The organism is Micromonospora sp. NPDC047548 (assembly GCF_040642975.1).
Taxonomy (GTDB): Bacteria; Actinomycetota; Actinomycetes; order Mycobacteriales; family Micromonosporaceae; genus Micromonospora.
Map to the genome: position 1 here is coordinate 170,250 of NZ_JBEYTI010000007.1, position 25,544 is coordinate 195,793.

The 25,544-nt window shown below is 74.0% G+C and carries 23 protein-coding genes and 1 riboswitch; of the genes, 13 read left to right on the forward strand and 10 right to left on the reverse strand.

What is annotated here, in order from left to right; translation table 11 throughout:
- Positions 1 to 14: 14 nt before the first annotated feature.
- From ABZ807_RS10455 to eccB, 3 genes are all read right to left on the reverse strand, one after another.
- On the reverse strand, positions 15 to 1,238 hold the full coding sequence (locus ABZ807_RS10455; protein ID WP_357155058.1) for a WXG100 family type VII secretion target: 1,224 nt from the start codon (positions 1,236 to 1,238) through the stop codon (positions 15 to 17).
- Entirely contained in the window at positions 1,231 to 1,599 is a 369-nt protein-coding gene (locus tag ABZ807_RS10460) for a hypothetical protein (RefSeq protein WP_357155059.1), read from the reverse strand. The genes ABZ807_RS10455 and ABZ807_RS10460 overlap by 8 nt, the downstream gene beginning before the upstream one ends.
- Before the next feature lie 98 nt (positions 1,600 to 1,697).
- A complete protein-coding gene (eccB, locus tag ABZ807_RS10465) occupies positions 1,698 to 3,167 on the reverse strand; it encodes a type VII secretion protein EccB (RefSeq protein WP_357155061.1) in 1,470 nt (489 codons plus the stop codon).
- 163 nt (positions 3,168 to 3,330) lie between these two features.
- Between eccB and ABZ807_RS10470 the strand changes: the two genes are divergently transcribed.
- Complete coding sequence (locus ABZ807_RS10470) at positions 3,331 to 4,512, forward strand: type VII secretion protein EccE (RefSeq protein ID WP_357155063.1); 1,182 nt, start codon at positions 3,331 to 3,333, stop codon at positions 4,510 to 4,512.
- On the opposite strand, the gene eccD is transcribed toward ABZ807_RS10470, so the two are convergent.
- The gene (gene eccD / locus ABZ807_RS10475) at positions 4,496 to 5,893 is read right to left on the reverse strand and encodes a type VII secretion integral membrane protein EccD (RefSeq protein WP_357155065.1); all 1,398 of its coding nucleotides are present in this window, start codon (positions 5,891 to 5,893) and stop codon (positions 4,496 to 4,498) included. The genes ABZ807_RS10470 and eccD overlap by 17 nt on opposite strands.
- A gap of 169 nt (positions 5,894 to 6,062) precedes the next feature.
- On the opposite strand from eccD, the gene eccCa reads away from it, so the two are divergent.
- The 6 genes from eccCa (at position 6,063) to ABZ807_RS10505 (ending at position 14,345) form a co-directional block, all read left to right on the forward strand.
- Positions 6,063 to 10,025 carry a type VII secretion protein EccCa gene (gene eccCa / locus ABZ807_RS10480; protein WP_357155066.1) on the forward strand — a complete coding sequence of 1,321 codons (3,963 nt, stop codon included), beginning with the start codon at positions 6,063 to 6,065 and terminating at the stop codon, positions 10,023 to 10,025.
- A gap of 258 nt (positions 10,026 to 10,283) precedes the next feature.
- Positions 10,284 to 10,592: a WXG100 family type VII secretion target gene (locus tag ABZ807_RS10485; RefSeq protein WP_357108410.1), complete on the forward strand. Its 309-nt coding sequence runs from the start codon at positions 10,284 to 10,286 to the stop codon at positions 10,590 to 10,592.
- 28 nt (positions 10,593 to 10,620) lie between these two features.
- Complete coding sequence (locus tag ABZ807_RS10490) at positions 10,621 to 10,899, forward strand: WXG100 family type VII secretion target (RefSeq protein WP_357155068.1); 279 nt, start codon at positions 10,621 to 10,623, stop codon at positions 10,897 to 10,899.
- A gap of 111 nt (positions 10,900 to 11,010) precedes the next feature.
- On the forward strand, positions 11,011 to 12,471 hold the full coding sequence (locus ABZ807_RS10495) for a S8 family serine peptidase (protein WP_357155069.1): 1,461 nt from the start codon (positions 11,011 to 11,013) through the stop codon (positions 12,469 to 12,471).
- Positions 12,472 to 12,504: 33 nt separating this feature from the next.
- Entirely contained in the window at positions 12,505 to 13,062 is a 558-nt protein-coding gene (locus ABZ807_RS10500) for a hypothetical protein (protein ID WP_357155071.1), read from the forward strand.
- Between the two features lie 17 nt (positions 13,063 to 13,079).
- Positions 13,080 to 14,345: a hypothetical protein gene (locus ABZ807_RS10505; RefSeq protein ID WP_357155073.1), complete on the forward strand. Its 1,266-nt coding sequence runs from the start codon at positions 13,080 to 13,082 to the stop codon at positions 14,343 to 14,345.
- Positions 14,346 to 14,510: 165 nt separating this feature from the next.
- Here ABZ807_RS10505 and mycP read toward each other — a convergent pair whose 3' ends face one another.
- Together mycP and ABZ807_RS10515 are read right to left on the reverse strand one after the other, a co-directional pair.
- Entirely contained in the window at positions 14,511 to 15,749 is a 1,239-nt protein-coding gene (gene mycP, locus ABZ807_RS10510; RefSeq protein WP_357155075.1) for a type VII secretion-associated serine protease mycosin, read from the reverse strand.
- 142 nt (positions 15,750 to 15,891) lie between these two features.
- Positions 15,892 to 16,221: a helix-turn-helix domain-containing protein gene (locus ABZ807_RS10515; RefSeq protein WP_357155077.1), complete on the reverse strand. Its 330-nt coding sequence runs from the start codon at positions 16,219 to 16,221 to the stop codon at positions 15,892 to 15,894.
- Positions 16,222 to 16,452: 231 nt separating this feature from the next.
- On the opposite strand from ABZ807_RS10515, the gene ABZ807_RS10520 reads away from it, so the two are divergent.
- Complete coding sequence (locus ABZ807_RS10520; protein ID WP_357155079.1) at positions 16,453 to 17,115, forward strand: carbonic anhydrase; 663 nt, start codon at positions 16,453 to 16,455, stop codon at positions 17,113 to 17,115.
- Positions 17,116 to 17,178: 63 nt separating this feature from the next.
- Here ABZ807_RS10520 and ABZ807_RS10525 read toward each other — a convergent pair whose 3' ends face one another.
- Together ABZ807_RS10525 and ABZ807_RS10530 are read right to left on the reverse strand one after the other, a co-directional pair.
- On the reverse strand, positions 17,179 to 18,198 hold the full coding sequence (locus ABZ807_RS10525; protein WP_357155080.1) for a hypothetical protein: 1,020 nt from the start codon (positions 18,196 to 18,198) through the stop codon (positions 17,179 to 17,181).
- Between the two features lie 4 nt (positions 18,199 to 18,202).
- Positions 18,203 to 18,333, reverse strand: a riboswitch (cyclic di-AMP (ydaO/yuaA leader).
- A gap of 166 nt (positions 18,334 to 18,499) precedes the next feature.
- Positions 18,500 to 19,840 carry a YibE/F family protein gene (locus ABZ807_RS10530; protein WP_357155082.1) on the reverse strand — a complete coding sequence of 447 codons (1,341 nt, stop codon included), beginning with the start codon at positions 19,838 to 19,840 and terminating at the stop codon, positions 18,500 to 18,502.
- 215 nt (positions 19,841 to 20,055) lie between these two features.
- On the opposite strand from ABZ807_RS10530, the gene ABZ807_RS10535 reads away from it, so the two are divergent.
- The 3 genes from ABZ807_RS10535 to ABZ807_RS10545 all read left to right on the forward strand — a co-directional run bounded on the left by ABZ807_RS10535 (position 20,056) and on the right by ABZ807_RS10545 (position 23,448).
- Positions 20,056 to 22,089: a heavy metal translocating P-type ATPase gene (locus ABZ807_RS10535; RefSeq protein ID WP_357155084.1), complete on the forward strand. Its 2,034-nt coding sequence runs from the start codon at positions 20,056 to 20,058 to the stop codon at positions 22,087 to 22,089.
- 29 nt (positions 22,090 to 22,118) lie between these two features.
- Positions 22,119 to 22,748, forward strand: a complete 630-nt coding sequence (locus ABZ807_RS10540; protein WP_357155085.1) for a hypothetical protein — start codon at positions 22,119 to 22,121, stop codon at positions 22,746 to 22,748.
- A gap of 103 nt (positions 22,749 to 22,851) precedes the next feature.
- The gene (locus ABZ807_RS10545; protein ID WP_357155242.1) at positions 22,852 to 23,448 is read left to right on the forward strand and encodes a DUF305 domain-containing protein; all 597 of its coding nucleotides are present in this window, start codon (positions 22,852 to 22,854) and stop codon (positions 23,446 to 23,448) included.
- A gap of 73 nt (positions 23,449 to 23,521) precedes the next feature.
- Here the strand turns inward: ABZ807_RS10545 and ABZ807_RS10550 are convergent, their stop codons facing one another.
- Together ABZ807_RS10550 and ABZ807_RS10555 are read right to left on the reverse strand one after the other, a co-directional pair.
- Positions 23,522 to 23,749: an SHOCT domain-containing protein gene (locus ABZ807_RS10550; RefSeq protein WP_357155086.1), complete on the reverse strand. Its 228-nt coding sequence runs from the start codon at positions 23,747 to 23,749 to the stop codon at positions 23,522 to 23,524.
- Positions 23,750 to 23,911: 162 nt separating this feature from the next.
- Positions 23,912 to 24,211, reverse strand: coding sequence for a metal-sensitive transcriptional regulator (locus ABZ807_RS10555; RefSeq protein ID WP_357155088.1), 300 nt, complete (start codon positions 24,209 to 24,211; stop codon positions 23,912 to 23,914).
- A gap of 95 nt (positions 24,212 to 24,306) precedes the next feature.
- Here ABZ807_RS10555 and ABZ807_RS10560 point away from each other — a divergent pair, with 95 nt between their 5' ends.
- Together ABZ807_RS10560 and ABZ807_RS10565 are read left to right on the forward strand one after the other, a co-directional pair.
- On the forward strand, positions 24,307 to 24,516 hold the full coding sequence (locus ABZ807_RS10560) for a copper ion binding protein (RefSeq protein WP_357155090.1): 210 nt from the start codon (positions 24,307 to 24,309) through the stop codon (positions 24,514 to 24,516).
- Positions 24,517 to 24,551: 35 nt separating this feature from the next.
- Positions 24,552 to 25,541, forward strand: a complete 990-nt coding sequence (locus ABZ807_RS10565; RefSeq protein WP_357155092.1) for a hypothetical protein — start codon at positions 24,552 to 24,554, stop codon at positions 25,539 to 25,541.
- Positions 25,542 to 25,544 lie beyond the last annotated feature (3 nt).

The window sequence follows — 25,544 nt, forward strand, 5'->3', positions numbered from 1 at the left end:
TTCTCGTGGTCAGGTCAGCGGTCGCCGCCGAGCACCGGTGGGGCGGTGTCGCCGCCGTCGTGCCAGACCATCTCGTCCTCGGTGAGCCAGGTCAGCCGCTCGTCGCTCTCGTCCTCGCCGTGCTGGCCCCGCCCGCCGATCACGCCGTTGCGCCCGGCGCCGCCCGAGGCCAGCCGGCCGGTGCCGGCGGCGGAGCGGTCCTCCAGGCCGCTGGCGGCGGTGCCTGGCCGGACCGGCGTCGCGGCGGACGCCCGGCCGGAAGAGGCCAGCGAGCCGGTGCCGAGCAGCCCGCCGGCCGCGATGCCGGCAGCCCCGCCGAACGCCATGCCGGAGCCGGTGCCCGTCGTCGTGGTGCCTGCGCCAGCCAGGCCGGAGTCACCGGGCACCAGCGTGCCACCGGTCAGCGGGTCGGCGCCCGCGAGCGAGGTGCCAGCGTTGACGAGACCGCCGACGGCAGGCGTGCTGGTGGTGCCGGGGCCGTGACCACCGACGCCGACGCCGACGCCGGTGCCGGTGCCGGTGCGGGTGTCGCCGGAACCGGTCGGCGAGGTGTCGGAGGTGTCGGAGGTGGACACGGTGGCGTCGCCAGGGGGACCCGCGACACCTCTGTCGGGTGCGGACCTCGGGCTGCCCACCGACGGGCCGGCCTTGGTCGTGGCGCCGTTCCGGTCGGCGTCACCCGGCAGCCGCGGCGGCGGAGCCGGCGGGTCGACGACCCGGCCGTACGAGGCGACCTCGTAGCCCGCGGCCAGGTCGGCCACCACCTGCACCATTCGCTGGTGGGCCTTCTCCTGCTCGGCCTTGTCCTGCTGGTGGCCCATGATGCCGCCGACGATCATCCCCGGCACGCCGAGGACCAGGCCCCTGGTCGCCCCGTCGATCGCCTTGTCGTGGTCGTCGGTGGCCTCCGGGCTCTCCGCCTGCCGCTGGGCGGTGCGCAGCTGCCCGGCCATCAGGGTGAGGGCCTGCCGAACGTCGGCCGTGCCCTCGGCGAGGTCGGCGGAGTAGCGCACCACCAGCGACAGCCGGTCGTGGAACTCGCGCGCCGCGTCGCCCGTCCAGGCGGGGGCCAGCTTGTCCAGGTCGGCGTCGAGGTCCCGGGAGAGGCCGTCGAGCGTGTCCCGCAGGGAACTCCACTGGCTGGCCAGCTCGTCGATCTGCTTGGGGTCGCCGGCGTGCACCGCGTCGTAGAGCTCGCGGTGGCTGACGTGCTGATAGCGCTGGGTGTACTCAGACACGACGATCTCCCCGCTCCTTGAGCGCCTTGTCCACCCCGTTGAGCGCGGCCTCGATGTCGGCGGCGTTCGCCGCGTTGCGCGCCTCGGTGGTGCGGTAGTTCGTCATGATCGTGTGCGTCGCCGTCCGGGACGCCTCGACCGCCTGGCGCAGCCGGGCGACCCGCTCGGCGTAGCTCGCCTGCATTTCGCTGTAGCGGCGGGCGTTGCTGCTGGCGTCGGTGAAGGAGCCGAGTGCGGGCGGACGGCACTGGAGCTCGGTGGTGAGCTTCCTGAGCGCCGTCTCGGCCTGGGTCAGCCGGTCCGCCAACCGCTGGTGAAAGTCCTCCAGGGACAGAACGTCGACTGTCGTACGCCCGGTCATGGCAGCATCCCCGTTGTCCATAGTCGATACCGTCGGCCGCGTCCAGGTTAGTCGACCGGCGCCAGCCGGGGCGACCCGTGAACCCGCCGTCCCACGCCTCAGCCGCCCTGCGTCGGCGCCCCGCTGGCCGTCTTCGCCGTCGGCGACGCGGTGCCGGGGCCGTCGGCGGGAGCGAAGTAGGCCAGCGCGTCCTGCCGCTGCAACGTCGGGCCGGTCGGGATCAGCGAGAGCAGCGACGCCGGTACGACCAGCGGCTTCACCCCGCCGTACCCGAGCGCGGTGGCCGTTTGGTCCGAGGGCTTGCCCAGCGGGTACCGCACCCCCTGCGGGGTGATCAGGTAGATGGTGGCGCCGGCCGCCGCCTCGGTGCCCTCGCCGGCTCCCGGCGCGGCCTGGACCAGCACGCCCTTGCCGCCGGGCAGCAGCACCTCCTCGGCCGTCTTGACGGCGTCGCGCGGGCCCTGCCGCGCCGCCGTCGCGCCGTCGGCGCCGGAGAGCTCGGCCGGCGTCCGGTCGAAGACCTCCAGGGTGGTGGTCGGCGCACCGGCGGGCCCGGGCCGGTAGCTCGCGCAGACCACCGTCTGCCCCGGGCGGACCGGGTGCAGCGCGGGCAGCGCCTGCGGCATGCCCTCGGGCTCCAGCCGCCGGTCGGACAGCTCACGCACCTGGTCCGGGCTGATGTCGGTCACCTGAGCGCCGTCGCTCTGCAGGAGCAGGGCGCTCACCTCGCCGATCGAGACCAGGCCGTCGCGGGTCAGCACGTAGTGCTCGCCCGCGGCGCGGAACACCTGACCGACCCGGGCCGGGCGGCCGCCGACCGACCGGCCGCTCGGCGTGCCGTCACCGTCGATGCCCAACTCCCGCAGCGCCGGCCCGGCCGGTACCGCGTTGAGCAGTTGCGCGCCGACGTCGAGGACGCTGGCGTTGGCCATCCTCAGCGCGGCCAGCGCCGGGTCCCCGCCGACGATCTGGAGCCGGAGGCCGCCGGTGAGCAGGAAGCGCTGCCCGTCGCCGCGCACCAGCACCGCCCGGTCCGCCAGCGGCGTCCCGCCGGCCAGCGGCCGGTCGATCACCACCTGGGTGGTCGACCGCCGGGAGTCGCCCGGGTCCGGCACGTTGCAGACCGACCAGGGGAGACCGACCAGCGACTTGCGGTCCGGCAGGGCGTCGGGGGCGCCGACGATGCCGACGGTACGACCGCGGGGCCGGTCGTCGATCGACGCGCGCGACATCGTCCGGGTCGGCGGGTCGGCCTCGTTGAGGATCAGCCGCGCCGAGGCGTAGTTCAACGTGGGGTGCAGCACGCCCTCGGCGAAGACGTACGTCGCGCCGGTCTCCCGCTCGATGACCAGCGTGTTCGGCTCGAGCGGGGCGGTGTTCCCGGTGAACTGGCCGTACGCCCCGGCCCCGCCGAGCACGATGGCGGCGGTGAGCACGCTGCCGATCACGGCCATGCCCAGCCGCCGCATCGGCAGGTTGGTGGTCTCGGGGTCGCCGGAGAGCAGCGCGGAGACGATGCGGCGGGTGACGAAGCGGTACGCCTGCACCTGATCGCGGCGGGTCCGCATGATTGACCTCCGGCGGGGGTGGGTCCGCGACGATCAGGTCCGAACTCCGCCGCGGGCTTCCCTACGATAAGGGGCCGTGGGCGGGTCATCGGGACCCCCGCCCGTCCTCCGGCACCGCACCACCCCACCGGATGCCCATGATGTCCAGAAGGGACGCTCACCGATGACGCAGCTCCAGGCGCCACCCGGTCGTACCCCCGCCGTTCCCGCCGTCCCCGCCGACCGGCCGGTGGTGCCGGCCGACCGGCGCGGACGTGGTCGGATCGGTCCGGTCGCCGTCGGCCAGCTCGTCGTGCTGGAGCTCTGCGCGCTCGGCGTCTGGGCCGCGCTGGGCGGGCCCGGCTGGGTGGTGGGCGTGGTCGGGGGCCTGGCGCTCCTGGTGACGGCGGCGGCGTTCGCCCGGCGCGGCGGCCGCTGGTGGTACGAGGATCTGCTGCTGCGCCGGCGGCTGGGGCGTCGCCGCGAGCAGGCCCGGGAGGCCGTCGCCCGGGGTGCCGTGGTCGATCCCCGGCTGGCGGCGCTCACCCCCGAGCTGAATGTGATCGAACTCACCGAGCGGGGCACCCGGCTCGGCATCGGTCAGGACGGACGCGGCTGGTTCGCCGCGGTGGCGCTGACCGACCGGCCCGGGGCGCCGGCCGGCTCGATCGAGGCGTCCGTCGTGGACCGCGCCCTCCAGGTGCTCGCGGACTTCGCCGGCCCGTTCACCCTCACCCAGGTCGTGTCGCACACCCTGGTCTGGTACCCGGCGCCGGGCGCGCCGCCGGCCGCCCACCGGACGGTCTGGGTGGCGCTGCGCCTGTCGGTGCCGGACGCCCGTACCGAAACGGTGGCTCGGGGCGGCGGGATGCACGGCGTGCACCGCACGGTCGCGGCCGGCGTGGGACGGCTGGGCAAGGCGTTGAACGCGGCCGGGTTGAGCCACCGCGTGCTCGGCCGGGACGAGCTGCGCGCCGCGGTGGTCTCCGCGGCGGGCCTCGACCTCGCCCCGGCGCCCCCGGCGGAGACCTGGACCGGCCTGCGCGGCGGTGGCTGGACGCAGCTGTGCCTGACTCTGCGCAAGCGGCCCGAGGCGTCGCTGGGCACCCTGGTGGACGCGGTCACCTCGACCTCGGCCCCGTCGCACACGGTGGCGGCGGTGGTGGTGCCGGGCGGGCGGCCGATGCCGCCGCTGCTGCGCGTCGCCGCCATGGACGGCCACGTCGAGGCCCTGGTCAAGGCGGTCCGCGACATGGCCCGCCGGTGCGGCATCCCGGCCCGGCCGCTGGACGGCCAGCACGGGCCCGGGGTCTACGCCACCACGCCGGTGGCCACCGCAGCCGGCACGGTCAGGGTCGGAGGTTGACGATCCAGCCGTAGAGCCCGCACACCCAGAACGCCATCGGCACCAGCGAGACGATCAGCAGGATCTCGACGATGTCCAGGGTCCGGCCCCAGACCGGCGAGATCGGCTTGCCCGCCACGCCCAGGCCGTAGATCAGGCTGACCACCGCGGTCAGCAGCAGGCCGCCGAGGACCAGCCCGAGCCGCGTCGCCAGCGAACCCCCGGCGAAGGTGGCCGCCGCGGTCAGGGCCAGCCCGGTGGTGCCGGCGAAGAGCACCGGGGTGCGCTGGGCGCGCCCGATGAACGGGCGGGCCCGCAGCAGCGACAGCAGCGCCAGCACCAGGCAGAGCAGCACCGCGGGCAGCCGGCCGTTGCCGGCGAGCACCGCCTGGCTGCCCAGCACCAGCAGCGACACCGTCCACAGCAGCCCGGTGAGGAACTGGTCGGCGCGCTCGCTGAGCCGCAGCACCCGGCGGCCGTCGACCGTCTCGGTGTCGGTCTTCAGGTCGTCCGGGCCGGTGGGGACGGACGGCACGGGCAGCCGGGCCAGCCGGTAGGCGGTCATCGGCAGTGCTGGCAGGGTCGCGAACGCGACGGTGGCGACGATCGCGGCGGCGGCCGCGGCCCCGATGTCGAAGGCCAGCGAGAGCAGCGCGCCGAGACCCACTGCGGCACCGACCGCGACGGCCCCGAAGAACAACGGCATCCGGTCACCGACCGCCAGCGCGGCGACCGCGGCGAAGAGCACCACGGCGGTACCGGCCAGCAGGACGTGCGGGCTGGCCAGCTCGGTCAGCGTCCGGTCGCCGGCCAGCACCAGCAGGCCGCCGACGGCGGCGTACCCGAGGCCGGCCAGGGCGAGCACCGAGCCGGTCCGGCTGTCGCCGGCCGCCCGGGACAGCACCGCCGCGCCCACCACCAGCAGGACCGCCATCAGCAGGGCGGCCACTGCGCCGGGCAGCTGCGGCGGGCCGGTGAGCAGCGTCACCGCCGCGCCGACCCCCAGCGTCACCGCGGCCAGCAGCACCGAGAACGAGCGGGTGGTGCCGACCTGCCAGGTGCCGGGGCGCTGGTTGGTGGCCGTCGCGACCGCGTCCACCAGGTCGTCGAAGACGATCTCCGGGGCCGCCGCCGCGCGCGGGTTGAAGTAGAGCACCTCGCCGTCGCGGACCCCGAGCTGCGTGGCGGTACGGCCGCCGTCGAGCGGCTGGCCGCCGAGCCGGGCCAGGCTCCAGCCACCGTGCCGTACACCCTCGTCGGCCAGGTCCTCGCCGGCGTAGCGGAGCAGGGTGGGCAGCAGGTCGGCCAGCGGCACGTCGGACGGGAGCGCGAGATCCATCCTCGTCCGGGGTGCCACGATGGTGATCCGGCTCAACCCGCCGGTCGCCGACTTCGTCGCCACTGTGGCCTCCTCGTGCTCTGTCAGATCCACCTCGGCCGGCGGCCTCGCCCCCGTGGGTCCACGACGCCCAGGGGAGATTACCTACGATGGCGGGCACGTACGATGCCCACCCGACGACTCAGGTCGGTCGCGAAACCGCATCAGGGCCGCTTCTGGGGAGGAGACAGCCGTGAGCACGGTGGTGTTCCGCCGGCTTCCGCGTCAATCGGGGCCCGCGCTGCCGCGCGGCGAGGTGCTGCTGGAGTCCCCTCCGGAGCTGCCCGAACAGACGCCTCGAGGCATGGGCCAGCTGTTGATGATCCTGCCGATGTTCTGTGGCGTCGGCGCGATGGCGTTCCTCTACGCCGGCCGGGGCGGCGGCATGATGACGTACGTCGTCGGCGGCCTGTTCGGCGTGTCCATGTTGGGCATGGCGATCGGCACGCTCGGCAACGGCGGCAACGACAAGGCCGAGCTGAACGCCGAGCGGCGCGACTACATGCGCTATCTGGCCCAGATGCGCAAGCGGACCCGCCGCGCCGCCGAGCAGCAGCGGGCCGCAATGACCTGGCGGCACCCGGAACCGGACGCGCTCTGGTCGATCGCCGCCTCCCGGCGGATGTGGGAGCGGCGGATCACCGAGGACGACTTCGGTGAGGCCCGGATCGCCACCGGCCCGCAGCGCCTCGCCGTGGAGATCGTCCCGCCGGAGACCAAGCCGGTGGAGGACCTGGAGCCGATGAGCGCGATCGCGCTGCGCCGGTTCGTCCGGGCCCACTCCAGCGTGCCCGAGCTGCCCACCGCGCTGTCCCTGCGGGCGTTCAGCCGGATCGTGCTGCGCGGCGACCGCGAGCCGGTGCTGGACCTGACCCGGGCCGCGCTGGCCCAGCTGGCCACCTTCCACGCCCCCGACGACCTGATCCTGGCGGTGGTCGCCGCGCCCGACCGGCAGCAGGTGTGGGACTGGGTCAAGTGGCTGCCGCACGTCCACCACAGCGCGCGGACCGACGCCGCCGGGGCCCGCCGGCTGGTCTTCGCCAGCCTGGCCGAGGCCGAGGAGTCGCTCGCCGCCGAGCTGGCCGGGCGGCCCCGCTTCGCCCCGGAGGCCAAGCCGCTGACCACCGCCCCGCACGTGGTGGTGGTGATCGACGGCGGTGAGGTGTCGGCGACCTGCCAGCTGATGGGGCCGGGCCTGCTCGGCGCCACCACGATCGATCTCTCCGGCGCCATCCCCCGCGACGCCGGCCGCTGGCTGCTCTGCCTGGACGCCGGTGACGGCAGTTCGCTGGAGCTGGTCCGGGGCAGCTCCAGCTCCCGCCTCGGCACGCCGGACCGGCTCAGCGCCGAGGCCGCCGAGGGGCTGGCCCGGCAGATCGCGCCGTACCGGCTCTCCCAGCAGCAGACCACCTCGGAGGAGCCGCTGGCCCGCAGCATGGAGCTGCCCGACCTGCTCGGCGTCGGCGACGCGGCGGCGGTGGACGTGCAGCAGACCTGGCGGCCCCGCAGCCACCGGGACCGGCTGCGCATCCCGCTCGGCGTGGGGCCGGACGGCAACGTCGTCGAACTGGACTTCAAGGAGTCCGCGCACGAGGGCATGGGACCGCACGGCCTGATCATCGGCGCGACCGGTTCCGGCAAGAGCGAGCTGCTGCGGACCATCGTCGGCGCCCTGGCGGTGACCCACTCGTCCGAGGAGCTCAACTTCGTCCTGGTCGACTTCAAGGGTGGCGCGACCTTCGCTTCGCTGGACGCGCTGCCGCACACCAGCGCCGTGATCACCAACCTGGCCGACGAGCTGCCGCTGGTCGACCGGATGCGCGACGCGCTCGCCGGTGAGATGACCCGCCGGCAGGAGGTGCTGCGGGCCGCCGGAAACTACGTCTCCCGGTTCGACTACGAGAAGGCCCGGGCCGCCGGTGAGCCGCTCGCCCCGATGCCGAGCCTGCTGATCATCTGCGACGAGTTCAGCGAGCTGCTCGCCGCCAAGCCGGACTTCATCGACCTCTTCGTGATGATCGGCCGGCTCGGCCGCTCGCTGGGCGTGCACCTGCTGCTCGCGAGCCAGCGGCTGGAAGAGGGGAAGTTGCGGGGACTCGACACCCACCTGTCGTACCGGATCGGTCTGCGGACCTTCTCGGCGGTGGAGAGCCGGATCGTGCTCGGCGTGCCCGACGCGTACGAGCTGCCGAACGCGCCGGGTCACGGCTACCTGAAGACCGACACCAGCACCATGCTGCGGTTCCGGGCGGCGTACGTCTCCGGGCCGTACCGGGCGCCGGGGCAGAATCCCCGGTCGTCCCGGGCGCTGGTGCAGCGCCGGATCGTGCCGTACGGGGTGAACTTCGTGCCGGTGCAGGTGCCGCAGACGCCGGTCGAGGTGGCGCCGGCCGAGGAGAAGCCGGCCGACGGCAAGGCCGTGGCGATGCTGGACGTGCTCATCGAGCGGCTCAAGAGTCGGGGTGCCCCGGCCCACCAGGTGTGGCTGCCGCCGCTGGCCGAGCCGCCGAGCCTGTCCGAGCTGCTCCCGCCGCTGGCCGTCCATTCGACCTTCGGGCTCTGCACCGCGACCTGGCCGGGCCGGGGGCAGCTCAGCGTCCCGGTCGGCGTGGTCGACCGCCCGTACGAGCAGCGGCGCGACCCGATGATGGTCGAGCTGGCGGGCGCGGGCGGCAACGTGGTCATCGTGGGCGCCTCGCTCAGCGGCAAGAGCACCCTGCTCCGCTCGATGATCGCTTCGCTCGCGCTCACCCACACCCCGCGCGAGGTGCAGTTCTTCTGCCTCGACTTCGGTGGCGGGGCGCTGCGCAGCCTGGACGGGCTGCCGCACGTCTCCGGGGTGGCCGGCCGCCGCGACACCGAGGCGGTGCGCCGTACGGTGGCCGAGGTGGTGGCGGTCCTGGACGACCGGGAGAACCGTTTCGCCCAGCACGGCATCGACTCGGTCGCCAGCTACCGCCGGCGCCGGGCCGCCGGTGAGTTCGCCGACGACCCGTTCGGTGACGTCTTCCTCGTGGTGGACGGCTGGAACACGCTGCGCCAGGAGTACGAGGAGCTGGAGCAGACCATCACCACCCTGGCCAACCGTGGCCTGGGCTTCGGCGTGCACGTGGTGCTGACCGCGGTGCGCTGGGCGGAGGTCCGGATCAACATGCGGGACCTGCTCGGCACCAAACTGGAGCTGCGGCTGGGTGACGCCAACGAGTCGGAGATCGACCGGCGGGCCGCGGCGAACGTGCCGACCGGCGTGCCGGGCCGCGGCCTCACCCGGGACAAGCTGCACTTCCTCACCGCGGTCTCCCGGATCGACAACCGTCGTGACATCGACGACCTGACCGAGGCGTCGGTCAAGCTGGCCAGGCACGTCGCGGACGCCTGGCCGGGCAGTCCGGCCCCGAAGGTCCGGCTGCTGCCGCGAAAGCTGCCCTTCACCGAGTTGGTCCGGATCGCGGACCGGTCGGCGCCGGGCCTGCCGATCGGGGTCAACGAGTCGGCGCTCGCGCCGGTCCACCTCGACCTGGCGAACGAGCCGCACCTCACGATCTTCGGCGACGCGGAGTGCGGCAAGACCAACGTGCTGCGGGTGATCGCCCGGGGCATCACCGAGCGGTACACCCCGGCCCAGGCGCGGATCGTCATCGCCGACTACCGGCGTGGCCTGCTCGGCGCGGTCGAGGGTGACCACCTGCTCGACTACGCGCCGTCGAACCAGGTGTTCAGCCAGGGCCTCGGGTCCATCCGCACCGCCCTGCAGAACCGGCTGCCCGGTCCCGACGTCACCACCGCGCAGCTGCGGGACCGCAGCTGGTGGAAGGGGCCGGACCTCTACATCCTGGTCGACGACTACGACCTGGTCGCCTCGGGCGGCAGCAACCCGCTCAGCGCCCTGCACGAGCTGCTCCCACAGGCCCGTGACATCGGCCTGCACCTGATCATCACCCGGCGGGCCGGCGGCATCGCCCGAGCCCTCTACGAGCCGGTGCTGCAACGCCTGCGCGAGCTGGACTCGCCGGGCCTGCTGATGTCCGGCAACCGGGAGGAGGGCGCGGTCTTCGGCACGCTGCGGCCCAGCCCGCAGCCGCCCGGCCGGGGCACCCTGGTCCGTCGTCGGGACGGCCAGCAGTTGATCCAGACCGCCTGGATCGAGCCGGTGTGACCGGGGCGGCCGGGTTTGGCCCGGTCGCCCTGACACGACAGGCGCGGTGGTCGATTGGTGGGAACCTCTCGACGCGGGACGCCGGCGTTGTCCACAATGAGTCACGGTGCGTATCAGTGCCGGCTCGGGCAGGGCTGCGCAGGCTGGCCGCAGTGGGCTACCGTCTTATACGGAGTGTCCGTCGGTGGGGTGTTGGCCTTGCCGCGGGGGAGGGCGCGGCAGTTTCCGCCGCCACAACATGACGGAAGGGTGTGAAGCATGGCGTTCGAGGTCGAAGCAGCGACTCTGCATACCGCCGCGAGTGACGTGCGGTCCACGCGCAGCGAGGTCGACGGCGAGCTGAAGAAGCTGTGGAACGTGGTCGACGACCTGGCCATCGCCTGGAAGGGACAGGCGTCCACGGGCTTCCAGTCGCTGATGACGCGCTGGAACGAGGACACGGTCAAGCTGCTGACGGCGATGGACGACATCGCCGACCTGCTCGACAAGTCGGGTACGACGCACCAGGTCAACGACGAAGAGCAGCAGCAGATGCTGGACAAGTTCCACTCTGCTCTCAACCCGTGATCCGCCGAGAAGAGCAGGGGAGGAACTCATGAGCATCAAGGTCGACTACGCGGTCCTGGAGAGCGCCAACCAGCAGATGCAGTCCATCTCGCGGACCATCGACGAGAAGCTGGACACGCTGCGCTCCATGCTGTCGAAGCTCCAGTGGGACGGCCAGGACCGGGCCGCCTACGAGCAGCACCAGGCGCAGTGGGACAGCGCGGTCCGCGACATCAACCGCATCCTGAACGAGATCGGCGGTGCGGTCGGCGTGGCTCGCGAGAACTACGTCTCCACCGAGATGAGCAACGCCAAGGTGTGGGGCTGAGATAATCAGCCGTCGCGGCTCCGGTCCGGCTCGACCGGACCGGAGCCGCACTGCGTTGCCAGTCGTCGAGGTCCTGGGAGTGTCATGCGTATGCGGAAAAATCTCCGGCCGGTGCTGAGGTCCACCATGGCCGCGCTGGCGCTGGTGGTCGCCGCCGGCACGGTTCCGCTGGTGACGCCGGCGCCGGCCCGCGCGGCCGACACGGTACGCGGCCTCCAGTGGTATCTCGACGAGCTGAAGATCCCGCAGGCCCACAAGATCACCAAGGGGCGCGGCGTCGTCGTCGCCGTCCTCGACACCGGCGTCGAACCCGACGTCCCCGACCTGCGCGGCCAGGTCCTCCCCGGCTACGGCACCGGCACGGACGCGTCCGCGAAGGGCTGGGGCACCGACGACAAGATCGCGCACGGCACGGCCATGGCGGGCGTCATCGCCGGGCGTGGCGGCGGCGCGATGCGGCAGCTCGGCATCGCGCCGGAGGCGAAGATCCTGCCGGTCTCCATCGGCGGCACGCTTGAGGCCGGAGAGCTCGCGGAGGGCATCCGCTGGGCGGTCGACCACGGCGCGGACGTGGTCAACATGTCTCTGGGCGCCAAGCGGGCGGCGACGCCGGAGGAGGTGGCGGCCGTCCGCTACGCCCTCGACAAGGGCGTGGTGCTCGTCGCCGGCGCCGGCAACACCAAGCAGGGCTACGTCGACGTCGCCACGCCGGCGGACATCCCCGGAGTCATCGCGGTGACCGGCGTGGCCAAGGACGGCTCCTTCTTCGGCGGCAGCGTGCGGGGCCCGGAGGCCGTGCTGGCCGCGCCGATGGAGGAGATCATCACACCGCTGCCCACCTCGGTTTCCGACAACGGCTACGGCGTGAGCAGCGGCACCAGTGAGTCGGCGGCGATCGTGTCCGGCGTGGCGGCGTTGGTCCGGGCGAAGTACCCGAACCTGGACGCGGCCAACGTGGTGAACCGCCTGATCCGCACGGCCCAGGACCGGGGTCCCGCCGGCCGGGACGACGCGTACGGGTTCGGGGCGGTGGACCCGGTGGCGGCGCTGACCCGCTCGGTGCCGAACGTGTCGAGCAACCCGCTGCTGGCCGGCGCGCCGGCCGGGGGTGACGCCGAGAACGGGTCGCAGCCGCTGCCGGAGCGGTCGAAGGACGACGGCCCGCTCGTCTCGTTCGGTGTGACGAACGGCACCGGTGCCCTGATCCAGGGCGCGCTCTGCCTGTTGGTGCCGATCGCGGTGGCGATCCTGGTGATCGTGCTGGTGCGCCGGTCCCGCCGGCGGGCTGCCCCGCCGGCCGGCCCCGGCTTCCCGCCACCGTCCGGCTTCCCGGGGCCGTCCGGCTACGCGGGGCCGTCCGGCTACGCCGTGCCGCCGGCCACCGTGCCGGGCGCCCGTGGCCCGTACCCACCGGCCGTTCCCGCGCCGTACGGGGCGCCCGGGGCGGTCCCGCCGCAGGCACCGGGTGCCTACGGCCCGCCCGGTGCGGCACCGCAGGGCGCCCCCTGGCCCCAGCCCGGGGCGACGCCCCCACCGGCGGCCCCACCGGGCCCCGGCGGGCACCACCAGTAAGCCAGAGAGTCTGTCGGCGACGGGGAGGAACCGATGACGGACGACAGGACGCAGCAGTCGGACAGGATCGAGATCGACACGCCCAACGTCCCGGTGGCACCCACCATCACGCCGTTCGTCTACTACGACGGCGTCTCGTTGGACAACGTCAACAAGGCGCACAAGCCGACGCATCTCACCCCCGCCCCCGGCGGAGCGGGTGCCAAGACGGAGTGGGACGCCTCGACCCTCGACAAGGCGATCACGTGGCTGGACGACCACGCCGAGTTCCTCAACCAGCAGTCCTACAAGATGGAAGAGGACATCCGGAAGTGGATGCGCAACGCCGCCTCGGCGGTGCCGGGCGCCGGCGGTGAGAAGAGCCCGCTCGGCAGCTTCGAGCGGGCCAACGCCCTCGCCACGAAGCATGCCGGTCTCTACGAGAGCACCCAGCGGAGGCTGCGGGAGCTCGCCGGTGAGCTCTGGAAGGCCGCCAACGCGCTCCGGAAGGTCAAGGAGAACTACGACACGGCCGATGAGCGCAACAGGATGAACGCCAACCAGATGGAGAACGCCTTCAACAGCGCGTCCAGCCGCGCCGGGAAGAACTGAGTCGGGGGAGGCGGCAGATGCCGAGTTGGGAAGAGATGTGCCAGCAGATCGTCATCGACGGCAGGCCCGGTGACGTCACCAGCGCCGCCTTCGGCTGGGAGCAGCTGCTGAAGAACCTGAACACGGTCAAGCAGAACCTCGAGACCAACGTCAAGGATCTCGGCGAGACCTGGAAGGGCCCGGCGTACGAGGCGTTCAAGACCCACATCGAGGGGCTCGCGAAGAGCACCGGCGAGGTGGTCGCCGACGCCGAGAGCCGGGGCGGCATCGTGCACTCGCTGAAGGACGCGGCGGACAAGCTGAGCGTTGCTCAGGCCGAGTTCCCGATCCCGGCGAGCTGTGTCAACGACGTGCTGGAGGCCCGCAACGGCCGGATCACGATCAACGCCGGGTTCTTCGAGATGAAGGTCAAGCCGGACTTCCTCGGCCTGGCCGACCCGATCAGCTCGATGGTCGACTGGTTCAACGACAAGACCGGCGACGCCACCAAGGTCTACCAGCAGGTCAGCGGCGAGTACCTGACGATCGACTCGAATCTCGACGAGCCGAACACCACCAAGACCCCCACGATCCACGACGACTTCAAGAAGCCGAACCTGGACGATGGCGGCGGCGGCGGTAGTCACGGCAAGGTGCCGGACATCGGCGGAAAGCCCTCCATCGGGAGCCTCGGCGACAAGCCCCCCATCGGGAGCCTCGGCGACAAGCCCCCGGGGGGCGGCATCGACCCGCCCCCCAGCCTCGGCTCGGGCGGCCCGGCCATCGGCTCCGGCGCCCACCCCGACCTCGCCTCCGGCGCCGGCGGCTACGGCGGCTACGGCGGCAGCGGCAGCGGCAGCCTCGGCGACGAGTACGGCAGCGGTCTGGCCGGTGCCGGCGGCGGCGGCACCCCGCTCGGCGGGGGTCTCGGCGGCGGTGGCCTGCCCAGCACCACGGGCCTCGGTTCCGGCGGTGGTCTCGGCGGTGGTGCCGGTCCCGGCGGCGCCACCGGCACGATCCCCGGCGGTGGCGCCCTCGGCAAGGCGGTCAGCAGCGGCATGCCCGGGATGATGGGTGGCGGGGCCGGTGCGGGCGCCGGCCGGGGCGGCGCGGGTCGTGGCGGTGCCGGTGCCGGCAAGGGCGCGGCCGCCCGGGGCGCCGGCGTCAAGGGCGGCATCGGCGGCATGGGCGCGGGCCACGGTGCCGGCTACGGCGAGGAGGAGGCTCCCCGTAACAGCTGGCTGGAGGAGGACGAGGACGTCTGGGGCGCGGACGGCGACGCCGCGCCCGGCATCCTGCGCTGAGGCTTCACCTTTGGAGCGCCGCCCGCGGTCACGTGGGCGGCGCTCCGCCGTTCCCGGCAGGACGGTCGAGTCGGGCAGGGCGGTCGGGCCGGGCGGAGCCGGTGCCACTCGTCGGGGCCGCGAGGGCTGTTCACCGGCCGTCATCCGCCAGCCGTCAGCCGTCGGTCAGGTGTCGGCGGTCTCGGTGCGCCGGCCGGGCCGCCACCTCCGCCGGCGGCCCAGGGCCACGATCGGCCGGGCGGCCAGCAGCGCCACGGCGAGCACCGCCCCGGCCCCGGCGACCCAGAGCGACACGGTGCGCTGCCAGCCCAGCGGGTCGGCCGTCGCCCCGGGTGGCGGCATCGCCCCGACCGGCGGGTCGGTCCGGGTGCCGAGCAGGCTGGTCAGCGCCCGGTACGGGTTCACCACCCCGTACCCGAGCTCGGGGTCGTGCCCCTCGGGCGGGTTGTCGGCGGTGCGGGTGAGCCGGTAGGCGACCTGTTCCGGGGTGAGGTCGGGCCGGGCGGAGCGGACCAGCGCCGCCGCACCGGAGACGTACGCGGCGGCGAAGCTGGTGCCGCCCTGCGGCTCGGCGCGGTAGCCCTGACCGGACGGGGCCGGGCCGACGATGTCCAGCCCGGGAGCGGCGATGTCCACGTAGTTGCCGCTGACCGAGCTGCCGACGTGACCGCCCTCCCGGTCGACCCCGGCCACCGCGATCACCCCCGGGTACGCGGCGGGGTACGCCGGCAGGTCCTGCTGCTCCTGCTGCCGGTTGCCGGCGGCGGCCACCATCACGACGCCCTTGCCGAGCGCGTAGTCGACGGCGCGGGCGAGCTCGGGATGGTCCACGGTGACCAGCGACAGGTTGATCACCTGGACGCCCTGGTCGGTCGACCAGCGGATCGCGTTCGCGATCTGCACGGGCAGTTCGAGGTCGTTGGTGCGCTCAGTGTTGGGCAGCACCCGGACCGGCAGGATCCGGGCCGCGGGGGCGATGCCGCTGTACGGGGCGCCGGTGTCGTCCCGCCCGGCGATGATCCCGGCGACCATGGTGCCGTGGCCGGCCAGGTCGCACCGGCCCTGCATCGAGGGCAGGCCGTTGAAGTCGCGGCCCTCGCGCACCTGCCCCTTGAGCAGCGGATGGGTGGGGGAGACACCTGAGTCGATCACTGCCACGGTGACCCGTTCGCCCCGGGTGATCCGCCAGGCGGCCGCCGGGTCGAGCCGGCGCAGCGCCCACGGTGTCTCGGCGGGGGCGGCACCGCCGGCCGGGCCGGGGCAGTTCGGTGCCGCCCCGGCCGGTGCCGGCGGCACGACGAGCGAGGCGAGCAGGGCCGCCAACACTCCACCGAGGACCGTCCGGGATGGACGCCCGGCGGGCCCGGTCACCGCCGTCTCAGCCGGCCGGAAGCTTTCGCGCACGCGCTGAGATTACCGCCGTCGTGCCGGCCGCGGGGCGACGGGCATCCCGGCCGCCTCCGTACCCGGCTCGCACCGGAGGTGAACGGCGGCCGGACGTGCGGGCGGATGCTCGGCCGCCTCCGGTGGGCGACGGCGGCGGCGGTCAGGAGGTGGACTCGGCGGGCTCGCTGGTGAAGAGGGCGAGCAGGTCGCCCACCTGGCGGTCGGCCTCGGCCGGGTGCCGGAAGTGGCCGCGCGGGTTGACCGTGTACTCGTTGCGGCGGCCCACCCGGGTGCGGCGCAGGTATCCGCCGGCCTCCAGGTCGGCCACGATCGCCTGTGCGGCCCGCTCGGTCACCCCCACCTCGCTGGCGACGTCCCGCAGCCGGGCGGTGGGGTTGCGGGCGATGGCGAGCAGCACGTGCGCGTGGTTGGTGAGGAACGTCCAGTTTCGGGTGCTCCCGTTCTCCGCTGTCGTCGCCATGCCCGCCATGGTATGGCCAGCCTGTCGGCTTTACGGCCCTGGCCTCCCCGCACCGGAACCTTTGCGGCCCGGCCCGGCCCGGCCCGGCCCGGCCCGGCCCGCCAGTCTGCGGTGAAGCATGAAATCCATATCACGTAAATCTTGACGCACCTTTCGCTGCGTGTGACCGTGGGGAGCGAGGCCGCCTCCGTCGCCGGCCGGTGTGACCAGGCCGATCACGCGAGGACCCGAGGTGAGGCAATGACCCTGACCGATCCGGCGCAGGCGCTCGCCGAACTGCACGCCGGCAACCGGCGCTTCGTCACGGGGGCGCAGCGCCACCCCAACCAGGACTCCCGTCACCGGGCGGCGGTCGCCGACGGGCAGCACCCGTTCGCGGTGATCGTGGGCTGCTCCGACTCCCGCCTCGCCGCCGAGATCATCTTCGACCGGGGCCTGGGTGACCTCTTCGTGGTCCGGACCGCCGGGCACACCGCCGGCCCCGAGGTGCTGGGCAGCGTCGAGTACGCGGTGAGCGTGCTGGGCACCCCGCTGGTGGTGGTGCTCGGTCACGACTCCTGCGGGGCCGTGCAGGCCGCCCGGGACGCCGCGCGTACCGGCACGTCGCCCGCCGGCCACCTGCGGGCGGTGGTGGACGCGGTGGCGCCCAGCCTCCGGCGGGCCGCCGAGCAGGGCGTCGACGACATCGACGAGATCGTGGACATCCACATCGCGCACACGGTGGAGGCGCTGCTCGGCAACTCCGCCGTCCTGGCCGGCGCGGTTGCCGCCGGGCGGTGCGCGGTGGTCGGCATGTCGTACCGGCTCAGCGCCGGCGAGGCGCGGACGGTGGCCGCAGTGCCCGCCGGCGGGCCCGCCGCCGCGCCGGCCCAGGCCGACCGCGCGGCCGCCGTCGCCGGCTGAATCCCGCGACGCGACGAGGGCCGCCCCCACCGGGGACGGCCCTCGTTCGGTACGTGTCGCGCGCTACAACATCGACATGTGCACGTGGTCGGTGTGGTTCGACGGTCCGCTGTACGACTTCCATCCGGTCGCCGGGAACCAGATCTGCCGGTTCCAGATGACGTAATAGATGCCGAGCCGGTCGGCGTTGCGGATCAGGAACGCGGCGAGGTTGTTGCCGTACATCCGGGTGTCTTTGTTGTACCACGGGGCGAAGCCGCTGTTCTGCAACGACCAGTCGCAGGCCTTGCCCTTCGGATGCTCCCACGGCCCGCCCGCCCGGTAGCAGCCGGCGAACCGGTTGAAGCCGGCCCGCCGGACCTCCTTGTACGCGTGCAGGGTGCGCGGCGTGATGAGGCCCGAGGTGGTCGGGTCGTTCTCGGTGCGCGACTCGGAACGCCAGCCGCCGTCGGCCGTCCGGCCGGGACCGATGCGGGCGACCGGCGACGTCGCGTCGACCAGGCCGCCGGTGAAGCCCCGGCCGCCGACCAGCGCGAGGGCCTTCTCCGCCTCCCGACTCTCCCGGGCCATGTCGTTGGTGAGCTTCTGCTGCTCGCGCACCTCGGCGTCGAGCGCCAGCTTGGCCTGCTCCGCGCGGTTCTTGGCGGAGGTGATTTCGGCCAGCTTTTGTGCGTTGACCATGTTCAGCTCGTCGAGCGCGGCGGCACGCCTGACGAACGAGTCCGGCGTGTCGCTCTCCAGCAGCATCGCCACCGCACCGATCCGGCCGGTCCGGTACGACTGCGCGGCGATCTGGGAGGCCTGCGGCTGCAACGCCACCAGTTCTTCCTGCGCGCGGCGCACCTCCAGCCCGAGCTGCTGCTGGCGCTTCTTGGACTTCTCCAGCTGCGTCTTGGCCTTCGAGTACTCGCGGTTGCGCAGCTCGATGACGTCGGTGAGCAGCTTGGGCTCGTCGTCCTCCTCGTGCCCGGAGGGGGTGGGCGTCGAGGGGGCGGCGATCGCGGCTGTCGGCCCGGCGAGGATGGCCAGGGCGGCGAACACGGCCACCACCGGTGTCAACCAGTGGCGCAGGGGTGCCGTCACAGTGTTCCCTTCCGTCGACCGCCGACCGGGTTAGCTGACGGGTTCGGGACGGAAGTGGCCCCTACCGCTCGCGCGGATTCACCCCATGTACCTGGTTCCCCGGCTCGCCGTACGGCGATTGGGCGGCGGCACCGCAGGCGCCGCAGCGCGCCTTCGGCGGTGACCGGCAGCGAGGGTACCTGACAGTCGTGCCGGGGATCTACGTCCAGAACCCGACTAATCGCGTTATTTCGTCGTAGCGTTGCGTGACGAGTGACGCGTTCGTCAGGTTCCGCGTCGTCGTCGGTCACGCAGCGGAGTGTCACCATACGGTGTCCGTGCTCCTCTCCGCTTCGGGCCACCGGGCGGGGGCCGGGGTGGACGGTCCGCCGTGACGCGGCGCGCTCAGCGCCTCGAGCGCCGCGTCCCGGTCGGCGGAGGGGCGGGGCGTGGGCGCCGGACCGGCACCCCGCGCCGGATCGGCGGCCGGGCCACGGCCGGCGGTGGCCACCAGCGCGGCCAGCCCGGTGGTCAGCGGCACGGCGGCGACCAGGCCGAGCGTCGCCACCGCGCTGCGGACGATCTCCTGGGCCAGGAACTCGCTGGTGAGGATCTGGCCCACCGGCCGGCTGTCCGCGGTGAGCAGGAGCAGCAGCGGCAGCGAGGCGCCCGCGTACGCGAGCACGATGGTGTTGACCGTGGAGGCGATGTGTGCCCGGCCGACCCGGGTGGCGGCCCGGTAGAGCTGCGTCCGGGACAGCCCGGGGTTGGCGTGCGCCAGCTCGGTGACCGTGGCGGCCTGGGTGACCGTGACGTCGTCGAGCACCCCGAGCGAGCCGATGATGATGCCGGCCAGCAGCAGCCCGTGCAGGTCGACGTCGCGCTGGTACATCGACAGCGTGGTGGCCTCCTCGCTGCCGTACCCGGTCAGGTGGGTGGCGGCGATGGCCAGGGTGCCGAGCAGCCCGGTCAGCACCAGGCTGCCCAGCGTGCCGAGGACCGCGACCGAGGTCTGCGCGGTGATTCCGTGGGTCAGGTACAGCACCACGAACATGATCAACGCCGAGCCGGTGATCGCGATCAGCAGCGGTGAGCCGCCCGCGGCGATCCCGGGCACGACGAAGGCCAACAGGATGGCGAAGCTGGCGCCCAGCCCGGCCAGCGCGGCCAGCCCGCGCAGCCGGCCGAACGCCACGATCGCCGCCGCGAAGAGCGCCACCACCAGCAGCAGGGGCTTGCCCCGCTGGTGCTCGGCGATCTGGTAGCTGCTGGCCGTGGGGGCGGCCGGGTCGGAGAGTTGGACCAGCACCACCTCGTCGCCCACCGCCACGCTGGGCGCGCCCGGGCCGGCCGGCACCGGGGTCTCCACCTGGCTGCCGCTGTCCGGGCCCTGTTCGACCCGGACCGTCACCGTCCCGCACGGGCCCTCGGCCGCCCCTCCGGGGGCCTCCGGCGTCGACGGGCAGGGTTCGGTCACCACCCGGGTCACCGTGCCGTGGTGGCGCGGCGGCTCGGTGCCGCCGTCGGTCTGCCCGGAGTCACCCGGCCAGAGCACCAACGCGGCGATCACCGTGACGACGAACAGCGGGACCACCACCGCGACGAGGATCCGCCGCACACCTGGCGGGGCGGACGGAGCGGGACGGGTGTGGTCGGCGCCCATTTCGAATCTCCCAACGATCCAGAGCGGGGTACGTGTCAGCCGGCCGGTCGGTTCACTGGCGGGACGCGCGTACCGGGACGCGTATCCCGGTCCCGCCCTCCGGGTGCCGGCGCGGCTGCGGGCGGAGTGTCATGGCCGGAGAATGGTAGCCAGGGTCGGTGCGGATCCGCCCGGTTCGTACCACCGGCAGCGCCCCCAGGGGGCATCTTGGGGGCATGGACCAGCATGCCGGCCACGCTGCGCACCCCGGGCCCGACCGGCCTCGCGGGCACGACAAGCACGCCGGCCACGACCCGGAGATGTTCCGCCGTCGGTTCTGGGTCTGCCTGGCGTTGACGCTGCCCGTGGTCGCCACCAGCCACATGGTGATGGACTGGTTCGGCTACTCCCTGGAGTTCCCCGGGCGGTCCCTGGTCGGGCCGGTGCTCGGCTCGGTGGTCTTCTGGTGGGGTGGCTGGCCGTTCCTGGTCGGCGCCGTCCGCGAGGTGCGCGACCGGGCCCCGGGGATGATGCTGCTGATCGGGATGGCGATCACCGTCGCGTACGCCGCCTCGCTCGCCACCAGCCTCGGCGCCTTCGACCTGGACTTCTGGTGGGAGCTGGCCGCCCTGGTCACCATCATGCTGCTCGGGCACTGGCAGGAGATGAAGGCGATCGGCCAGGCGCGGGGCGCGCTCGCGGCGCTGGCCGCGCTGCTCCCGGACGACGCCGAACGAATCGGGCCGCAGGGCGGTACCGAGCGGGTGCCGGTGAGCCACCTGCGGGTGGGAGACGTGGTGCTGGTGCGCCCCGGTGGCCGGGTGCCGGCCGACGGGCGCGTCGTCGACGGCGCCGCCGAGCTGGACGAGTCGATGGTCACCGGCGAGTCCCGCCCGGTGCCCCGGGCCGTCGGGGACCGGGTGGTGGCCGGCACCGTGGCCACCGACTCGGCGATCCGGGTACGCGTCGACGCGGTGGGCGACCAGACCACCCTGGCCGGCATCCAGCGTCTCGTGGCGCAGGCGCAGCAGTCCGGCGGGCGGGCGCAGGTGCTCGCGGACCGCTTCGCCGCCTGGCTCTTCTACGTCGCCACCGTGACCGCCGTGCTGACCGCCCTGGTATGGACCGCGCTGGGCGAGCGGAACGAGGCGGTGGTGCGCACCGTGACGGTCCTGGTGATCGCCTGCCCGCACGCGCTCGGCCTGGCCATCCCACTGGTGATCGCGCTCTCCACCGCGCTGGCCGCCCGCTCCGGCGTGCTGGTCCGCGACCGGCTGGCGCTGGAACGGATGCGCACCGTGGACGTGGTGCTCTTCGACAAGACCGGCACCCTCACCAAGGGTGAGCACGCGCTGGTCGGGGTCGCCGCCGCGCCGGGCCGCGACGAGGACGAGGTGCTGCGGCTCGCCGCCGGGGTCGAGGCGGACAGCGAGCACCCGCTGGCCCGGGCGATCGTCGCGACCGCCGCCGGGCGCGGGGGCCGGGCCCCGGCCGCCGGGTTCCGCTCGCTGCCGGGGCGCGGCGTCCGGGCCGACATCGACGGTACGCCGTACGCGGTCGGTGGCCTCGCACTCCTGCGCGAGCGGGGGCTGGAGCTGCCCGAAGCGCTTCAGCCGGCGGCCCGGCGCTGGGCGGAGCGCGGCGCGGTGGTGCTGCACCTGGTCCGCCTGCCGGACACCGTCCTCGGCCTGCTCGCCCTCGCCGACGAGGTACGCCCCGAGGCGCGGGAGGCGATCGTCCAGCTGCGCGCCGAGGGGATCCGGACCATCGCGATGGTCACCGGGGACGCCCGGACGGTGGCCGAGGCGGTCGCCGCGGACCTCGGCTTCCGGCCCGGCGTCGACGAGGTCTTCGCCGAGGTGCTGCCCGCCAACAAGGACCAGCAGGTGACCGGGCTGCAACGCCGGGGGCTGCGGGTGGCGATGGTCGGTGACGGGGTCAACGACGCACCGGCGCTGGCCCGGGCCGACGTGGGGATCGCGATCGGGGCGGGCACCGACGTGGCGATCGAGTCGGCCGGGGTGGTGCTCGCCTCATCCGACCCGCGCGGAGTCGCCGGGGTGGTCCGGCTCTCCCGGGCGGCGTACCGGAAGATGCGGCAGAACCTCGCCTGGGCGGCCGGCTACAACGTGGTGGCGCTGCCGCTGGCGGCCGGGGTGCTGGCCGGGGCGGGCGTGGCGCTCAGCCCGGCGCTCGCCGCGGTGCTGATGTCCGCCTCGACGATCGTGGTGGCGCTCAACGCCCAGCTGCTGCGCCGGGTACGCCTCTGATCCTTCGAACGGTCGGTTAGCGTGGTCGGATGCGGACGGCGACGGCGTCGACTGCCGGGTGGTGGGCCCGGCTGCTGCTGTTCGCCTGCACCCTGCTCGGGCTGGCCGCCATGCACACCATCGGTCACGGCACGCACTCCGCCGCGTCCCACCCGGACGACCACGTCGCCGCCATGTCGCAGCGGGCGCTGGTCACCTCCGCCCTCCCGGAGACGGTCAGGGTCGCCCCCGCCGCCCTCTCGGAAGCGGTCAGGGTCGCCGCCGCCCTGGTCGAAGCGGCCCCGGTCGCCCACGCCGCCGCGCCGGTGTCGTTCGCCGGCCACCTCGACGGGGTGGCGGCCGGTGACGACTGCGCCGGGGATGGCTGCGCCGGGGACGGCTGTCCGCGGGCCGCTCCCGCTGAGCTGCCGGCCGGTGCCCACCCGGGCGGCGCGCTGGCGCTTCCCGCCGAGCCGGGGGATGCCCCGAGCGGCTGGAGTGTCTGTCTGGCGGTGCTTGGCGCCGTCACGGTCGCGCTGCTGCTGGTGGCGCTGCTGCTCGGCCGGGCCCGCCCCGCCGTCGCGCTCCGCCACTCGGCCGGGCCGTCGCGTGGGCCGCGTGCCCCGCCACCCCGCCCGGTCGGGCTCCGCCTCGCCACGGTGTCGGTGCTGCGCAGATAGGACGCCCCGACGCGGCCACGCCGCGTCCGGAGTCCGCTGCGTACGTCATCCACACCGAAAGGTTTCGATCGTGTCTACTCGTACCATTGCGCGCCGCGCCGCCATGGCCGGCGTGACCCTCACCGCCGCTCTCGCCCTGGCCGCCTGCGGCGGCGACAACCACTCAACCGGTTCCGGCCACGACCTGCCGGCCGCGGGCGCCAGCGGCGGCCCCTCGGCGGGCGCGTCCGCCGCGTTCGGCGACGCCGACGTGATGTTCGCCCAGATGATGATCCCGCACCACCAGCAGGCGGTGCGGATGTCGGAGCTGGCCGACAGCCGGGCCCGGGATCCGGAGGTCAAGCGCCTCGCCGCCCAGATCAAGGCCGCTCAGGCGCCGGAGATCGCCACCATGACCGGCTGGCTCGCCGCCTGGGGCCGGCCCGTCCCGTCCGGCAGCCCGGCCGGTGGCCACCTGGACCACGGCATGCCGGGCATGATGTCCGACGCCGACATGGGGAAGCTGGCGGACGCCTCCGGCCAGCAGTTCGACCGGCAGTTCCTGACCATGATGATCGCTCATCACGAGGGCGCGATCACCATGGCGCAGGAGGAGTTGGCCAGCGGCGCGAACGCGGCCGCCAAGGCCATGGCGCAGCAGATCGTCTCCGCCCAGCAGGGCGAGATCGACACCATGAAGACGATCCTCGCCCGGCTCTGAGCGGTCACGACCGGGGCGTCCGGAGCTGTTGCGGCTCCGGACGCCCCCGGCCCCGTCGGCGTGACCGCGCCGGTCAGCCCCCGGTCCGCAGCGCCGACCGCCGTCGCTGGTAGTCCTCGTCGTCGATCTCGCCGCGCGCGTAGCGCTCGTCGAGGATCGTCCGCGCCGAGGAGGAGGCGGCGGCCGTCGACGGCGGCGTCTGCGCCAGCCGGTAGGTCAGATAGCCCAGGGCCGCCAGGCCGGCCAGCACCAGCAGCGGCCAGATCCACATGAGGCCCGCCATCGGGGCGTAACCCATCATGGCCGCCCTCCGTCCGTGACTCGGGCGGCCGGTCCGGTGCCGGTGGCGCCGGCCCCGGTCGCCACCTCCGACGCTAGTCGCGCCGACGGCGGGTGTCCGGGGGCGGTGGGCCCGCGGTGGCCGGGTCGAAGGTCCCGGTCCCGGCCGGAAGCGGTCGCCCGGTCAGCCCCGCTTCATCAGGCGGCCGACGGCGGCCATCATCTCGGCGGCCATCTCGTCGGCGCGGCCCTCGGCGGCCCCCTCGCGCATGCAGTGCCGGGCGTGACCGTCGAGCAGGCCGAGGGCGACCTTGTCCAGGGCGGCCTGGATCGCCGAGATCTGGGTCAGCACGTCGATGCAGTACCGGTCGTCGTCGACCATCTTCTCCACGCCGCGGACCTGGCCCTCGACGCGGCGCAGCCGCGCGAGCAGCTGGTCCTTGCTGGCGGTGTAGCCCCGGGTCGGGGTGCTCGGTGTGGTCATGGCGACAAGGATAGCCTACCCCCCAGGGGTATGCTACGGTCCTTGGGCGAGCTACCCCTGGGGGGTATAGCATCGGTTACGAGAGGAGAGCTGCCATGGTCACCAACACGTACCAGGTGCAGGGCATGACCTGCGGGCACTGCGTCAACTCGGTCAGCGCCGAGGTGGGCGCGATCGAGGGCGTCAAGGACGTCCAGGTGGACCTGGCCTCCGGCCAGGTCACCGTCACCAGTGAGAGCCCGCTGGACACCGACTCCGTGCGCGCCGCGGTCGACGAGGCCGGGTACGACCTCGTCGAGGCGTGACGCGTCACCGACGGAGAGAGAACCGAGGTACCACGATGAACACGGCGACGAAGCTGAGCGGTTTCGCCCTCGGCCTCGCGGCGGTGTTCGGCACGGCGTACGGGGTCGGCCACCTGGCCGGTCCCGTCACGCCAGCCGCCGACACCCGCCACGACACCGCCAGCCCCTCCCACGACTCCGACTCCCACGACTCCGACTCCCACGGCGGCGGCCCCGCGGGCGCCCCGGGTGGCGCCGCGCACCTGCCCGGCGGCCTGCTCGTCTCCGACCGTGGCTACACGATGCAGCCGGTGGACGCCCCGACCGGGCAGTTCGCCTTCCGGATCGCCGGCCCCGACGGCGCGCCGGTGACCCGCTACGAGATGGCCCACGACAAGCAGATGCACCTGATCGTCGCGCGGCGTGACCTGTCCGGCTTCCGGCACGTCCACCCCGAACTGGACGCCGACGGCACCTGGCGGGTCGCCTCCCCGCTGGGCGGCCCGGGCGTCTGGCGCGCCTTCGCCGACTTCACCCCGTCGGGCGGCGAGCCGCTCACCCTCGGGGTCGACGTGGCCCTTCCCGGCCAGCTCCAGCCCCGGCCGTTGCCCGCCCCGGCCACCAGCACCACGGTCGACGGCTACACCGTCACCCTCGCCGGCGCCCCGCAGCCGGGCCGTACCAGCCAGCTGACCCTGACCGTCAGCCGGGACGGGCAGCCGGTCACCGACCTGGAGCCCTACCTCGGGGCGTACGGGCACCTGGTGGCGTTGCGCCAGGGCGACCTGGCGTACCTGCACGTGCACCCGGAGGGCGTGCCCGGCGACGGACGCACCCCGGCCGGACCGGCGGTGACCTTCTCCGCCGAGGTGCCCTCGGCCGGCAGCTACCGGCTCTACCTGGACTTCCGGCACGGTGGCGCGGTGCACACCGCCGAGTTCACGGTGCTGGCCGGCGACGTGCCGCCGGCCCCGACGACCACCCCGGCCGCTCCCACCCCGACCGCCGGCGCCGGCCACGGCGCCCCCGGCCACGGGCACAACTGATTC

Coding starts and splice junctions, on each gene's coding strand:
- ABZ807_RS10460 (WP_357155059.1), bottom strand. CDS start 1,599: ATGACCGGGCGTACGACAGTCGACGTTCTGTCCCTGGAGGACTTTCAC.
- eccB (WP_357155061.1), bottom strand. CDS start 3,167: ATGCGGACCCGCCGCGATCAGGTGCAGGCGTACCGCTTCGTCACCCGC.
- ABZ807_RS10470 (WP_357155063.1), top strand. CDS start 3,331: ATGACGCAGCTCCAGGCGCCACCCGGTCGTACCCCCGCCGTTCCCGCC.
- ABZ807_RS10485 (WP_357108410.1), top strand. CDS start 10,284: ATGGCGTTCGAGGTCGAAGCAGCGACTCTGCATACCGCCGCGAGTGAC.
- ABZ807_RS10490 (WP_357155068.1), top strand. CDS start 10,621: ATGAGCATCAAGGTCGACTACGCGGTCCTGGAGAGCGCCAACCAGCAG.
- ABZ807_RS10500 (WP_357155071.1), top strand. CDS start 12,505: ATGACGGACGACAGGACGCAGCAGTCGGACAGGATCGAGATCGACACG.
- ABZ807_RS10505 (WP_357155073.1), top strand. CDS start 13,080: ATGCCGAGTTGGGAAGAGATGTGCCAGCAGATCGTCATCGACGGCAGG.
- ABZ807_RS10515 (WP_357155077.1), bottom strand. CDS start 16,221: ATGGCGGGCATGGCGACGACAGCGGAGAACGGGAGCACCCGAAACTGG.
- ABZ807_RS10520 (WP_357155079.1), top strand. CDS start 16,453: ATGACCCTGACCGATCCGGCGCAGGCGCTCGCCGAACTGCACGCCGGC.
- ABZ807_RS10530 (WP_357155082.1), bottom strand. CDS start 19,840: ATGGGCGCCGACCACACCCGTCCCGCTCCGTCCGCCCCGCCAGGTGTG.
- ABZ807_RS10535 (WP_357155084.1), top strand. CDS start 20,056: ATGGACCAGCATGCCGGCCACGCTGCGCACCCCGGGCCCGACCGGCCT.
- ABZ807_RS10540 (WP_357155085.1), top strand. CDS start 22,119: ATGCGGACGGCGACGGCGTCGACTGCCGGGTGGTGGGCCCGGCTGCTG.
- ABZ807_RS10545 (WP_357155242.1), top strand. CDS start 22,852: ATGGCCGGCGTGACCCTCACCGCCGCTCTCGCCCTGGCCGCCTGCGGC.
- ABZ807_RS10550 (WP_357155086.1), bottom strand. CDS start 23,749: ATGATGGGTTACGCCCCGATGGCGGGCCTCATGTGGATCTGGCCGCTG.
- ABZ807_RS10555 (WP_357155088.1), bottom strand. CDS start 24,211: ATGACCACACCGAGCACCCCGACCCGGGGCTACACCGCCAGCAAGGAC.
- ABZ807_RS10560 (WP_357155090.1), top strand. CDS start 24,307: ATGGTCACCAACACGTACCAGGTGCAGGGCATGACCTGCGGGCACTGC.
- ABZ807_RS10565 (WP_357155092.1), top strand. CDS start 24,552: ATGAACACGGCGACGAAGCTGAGCGGTTTCGCCCTCGGCCTCGCGGCG.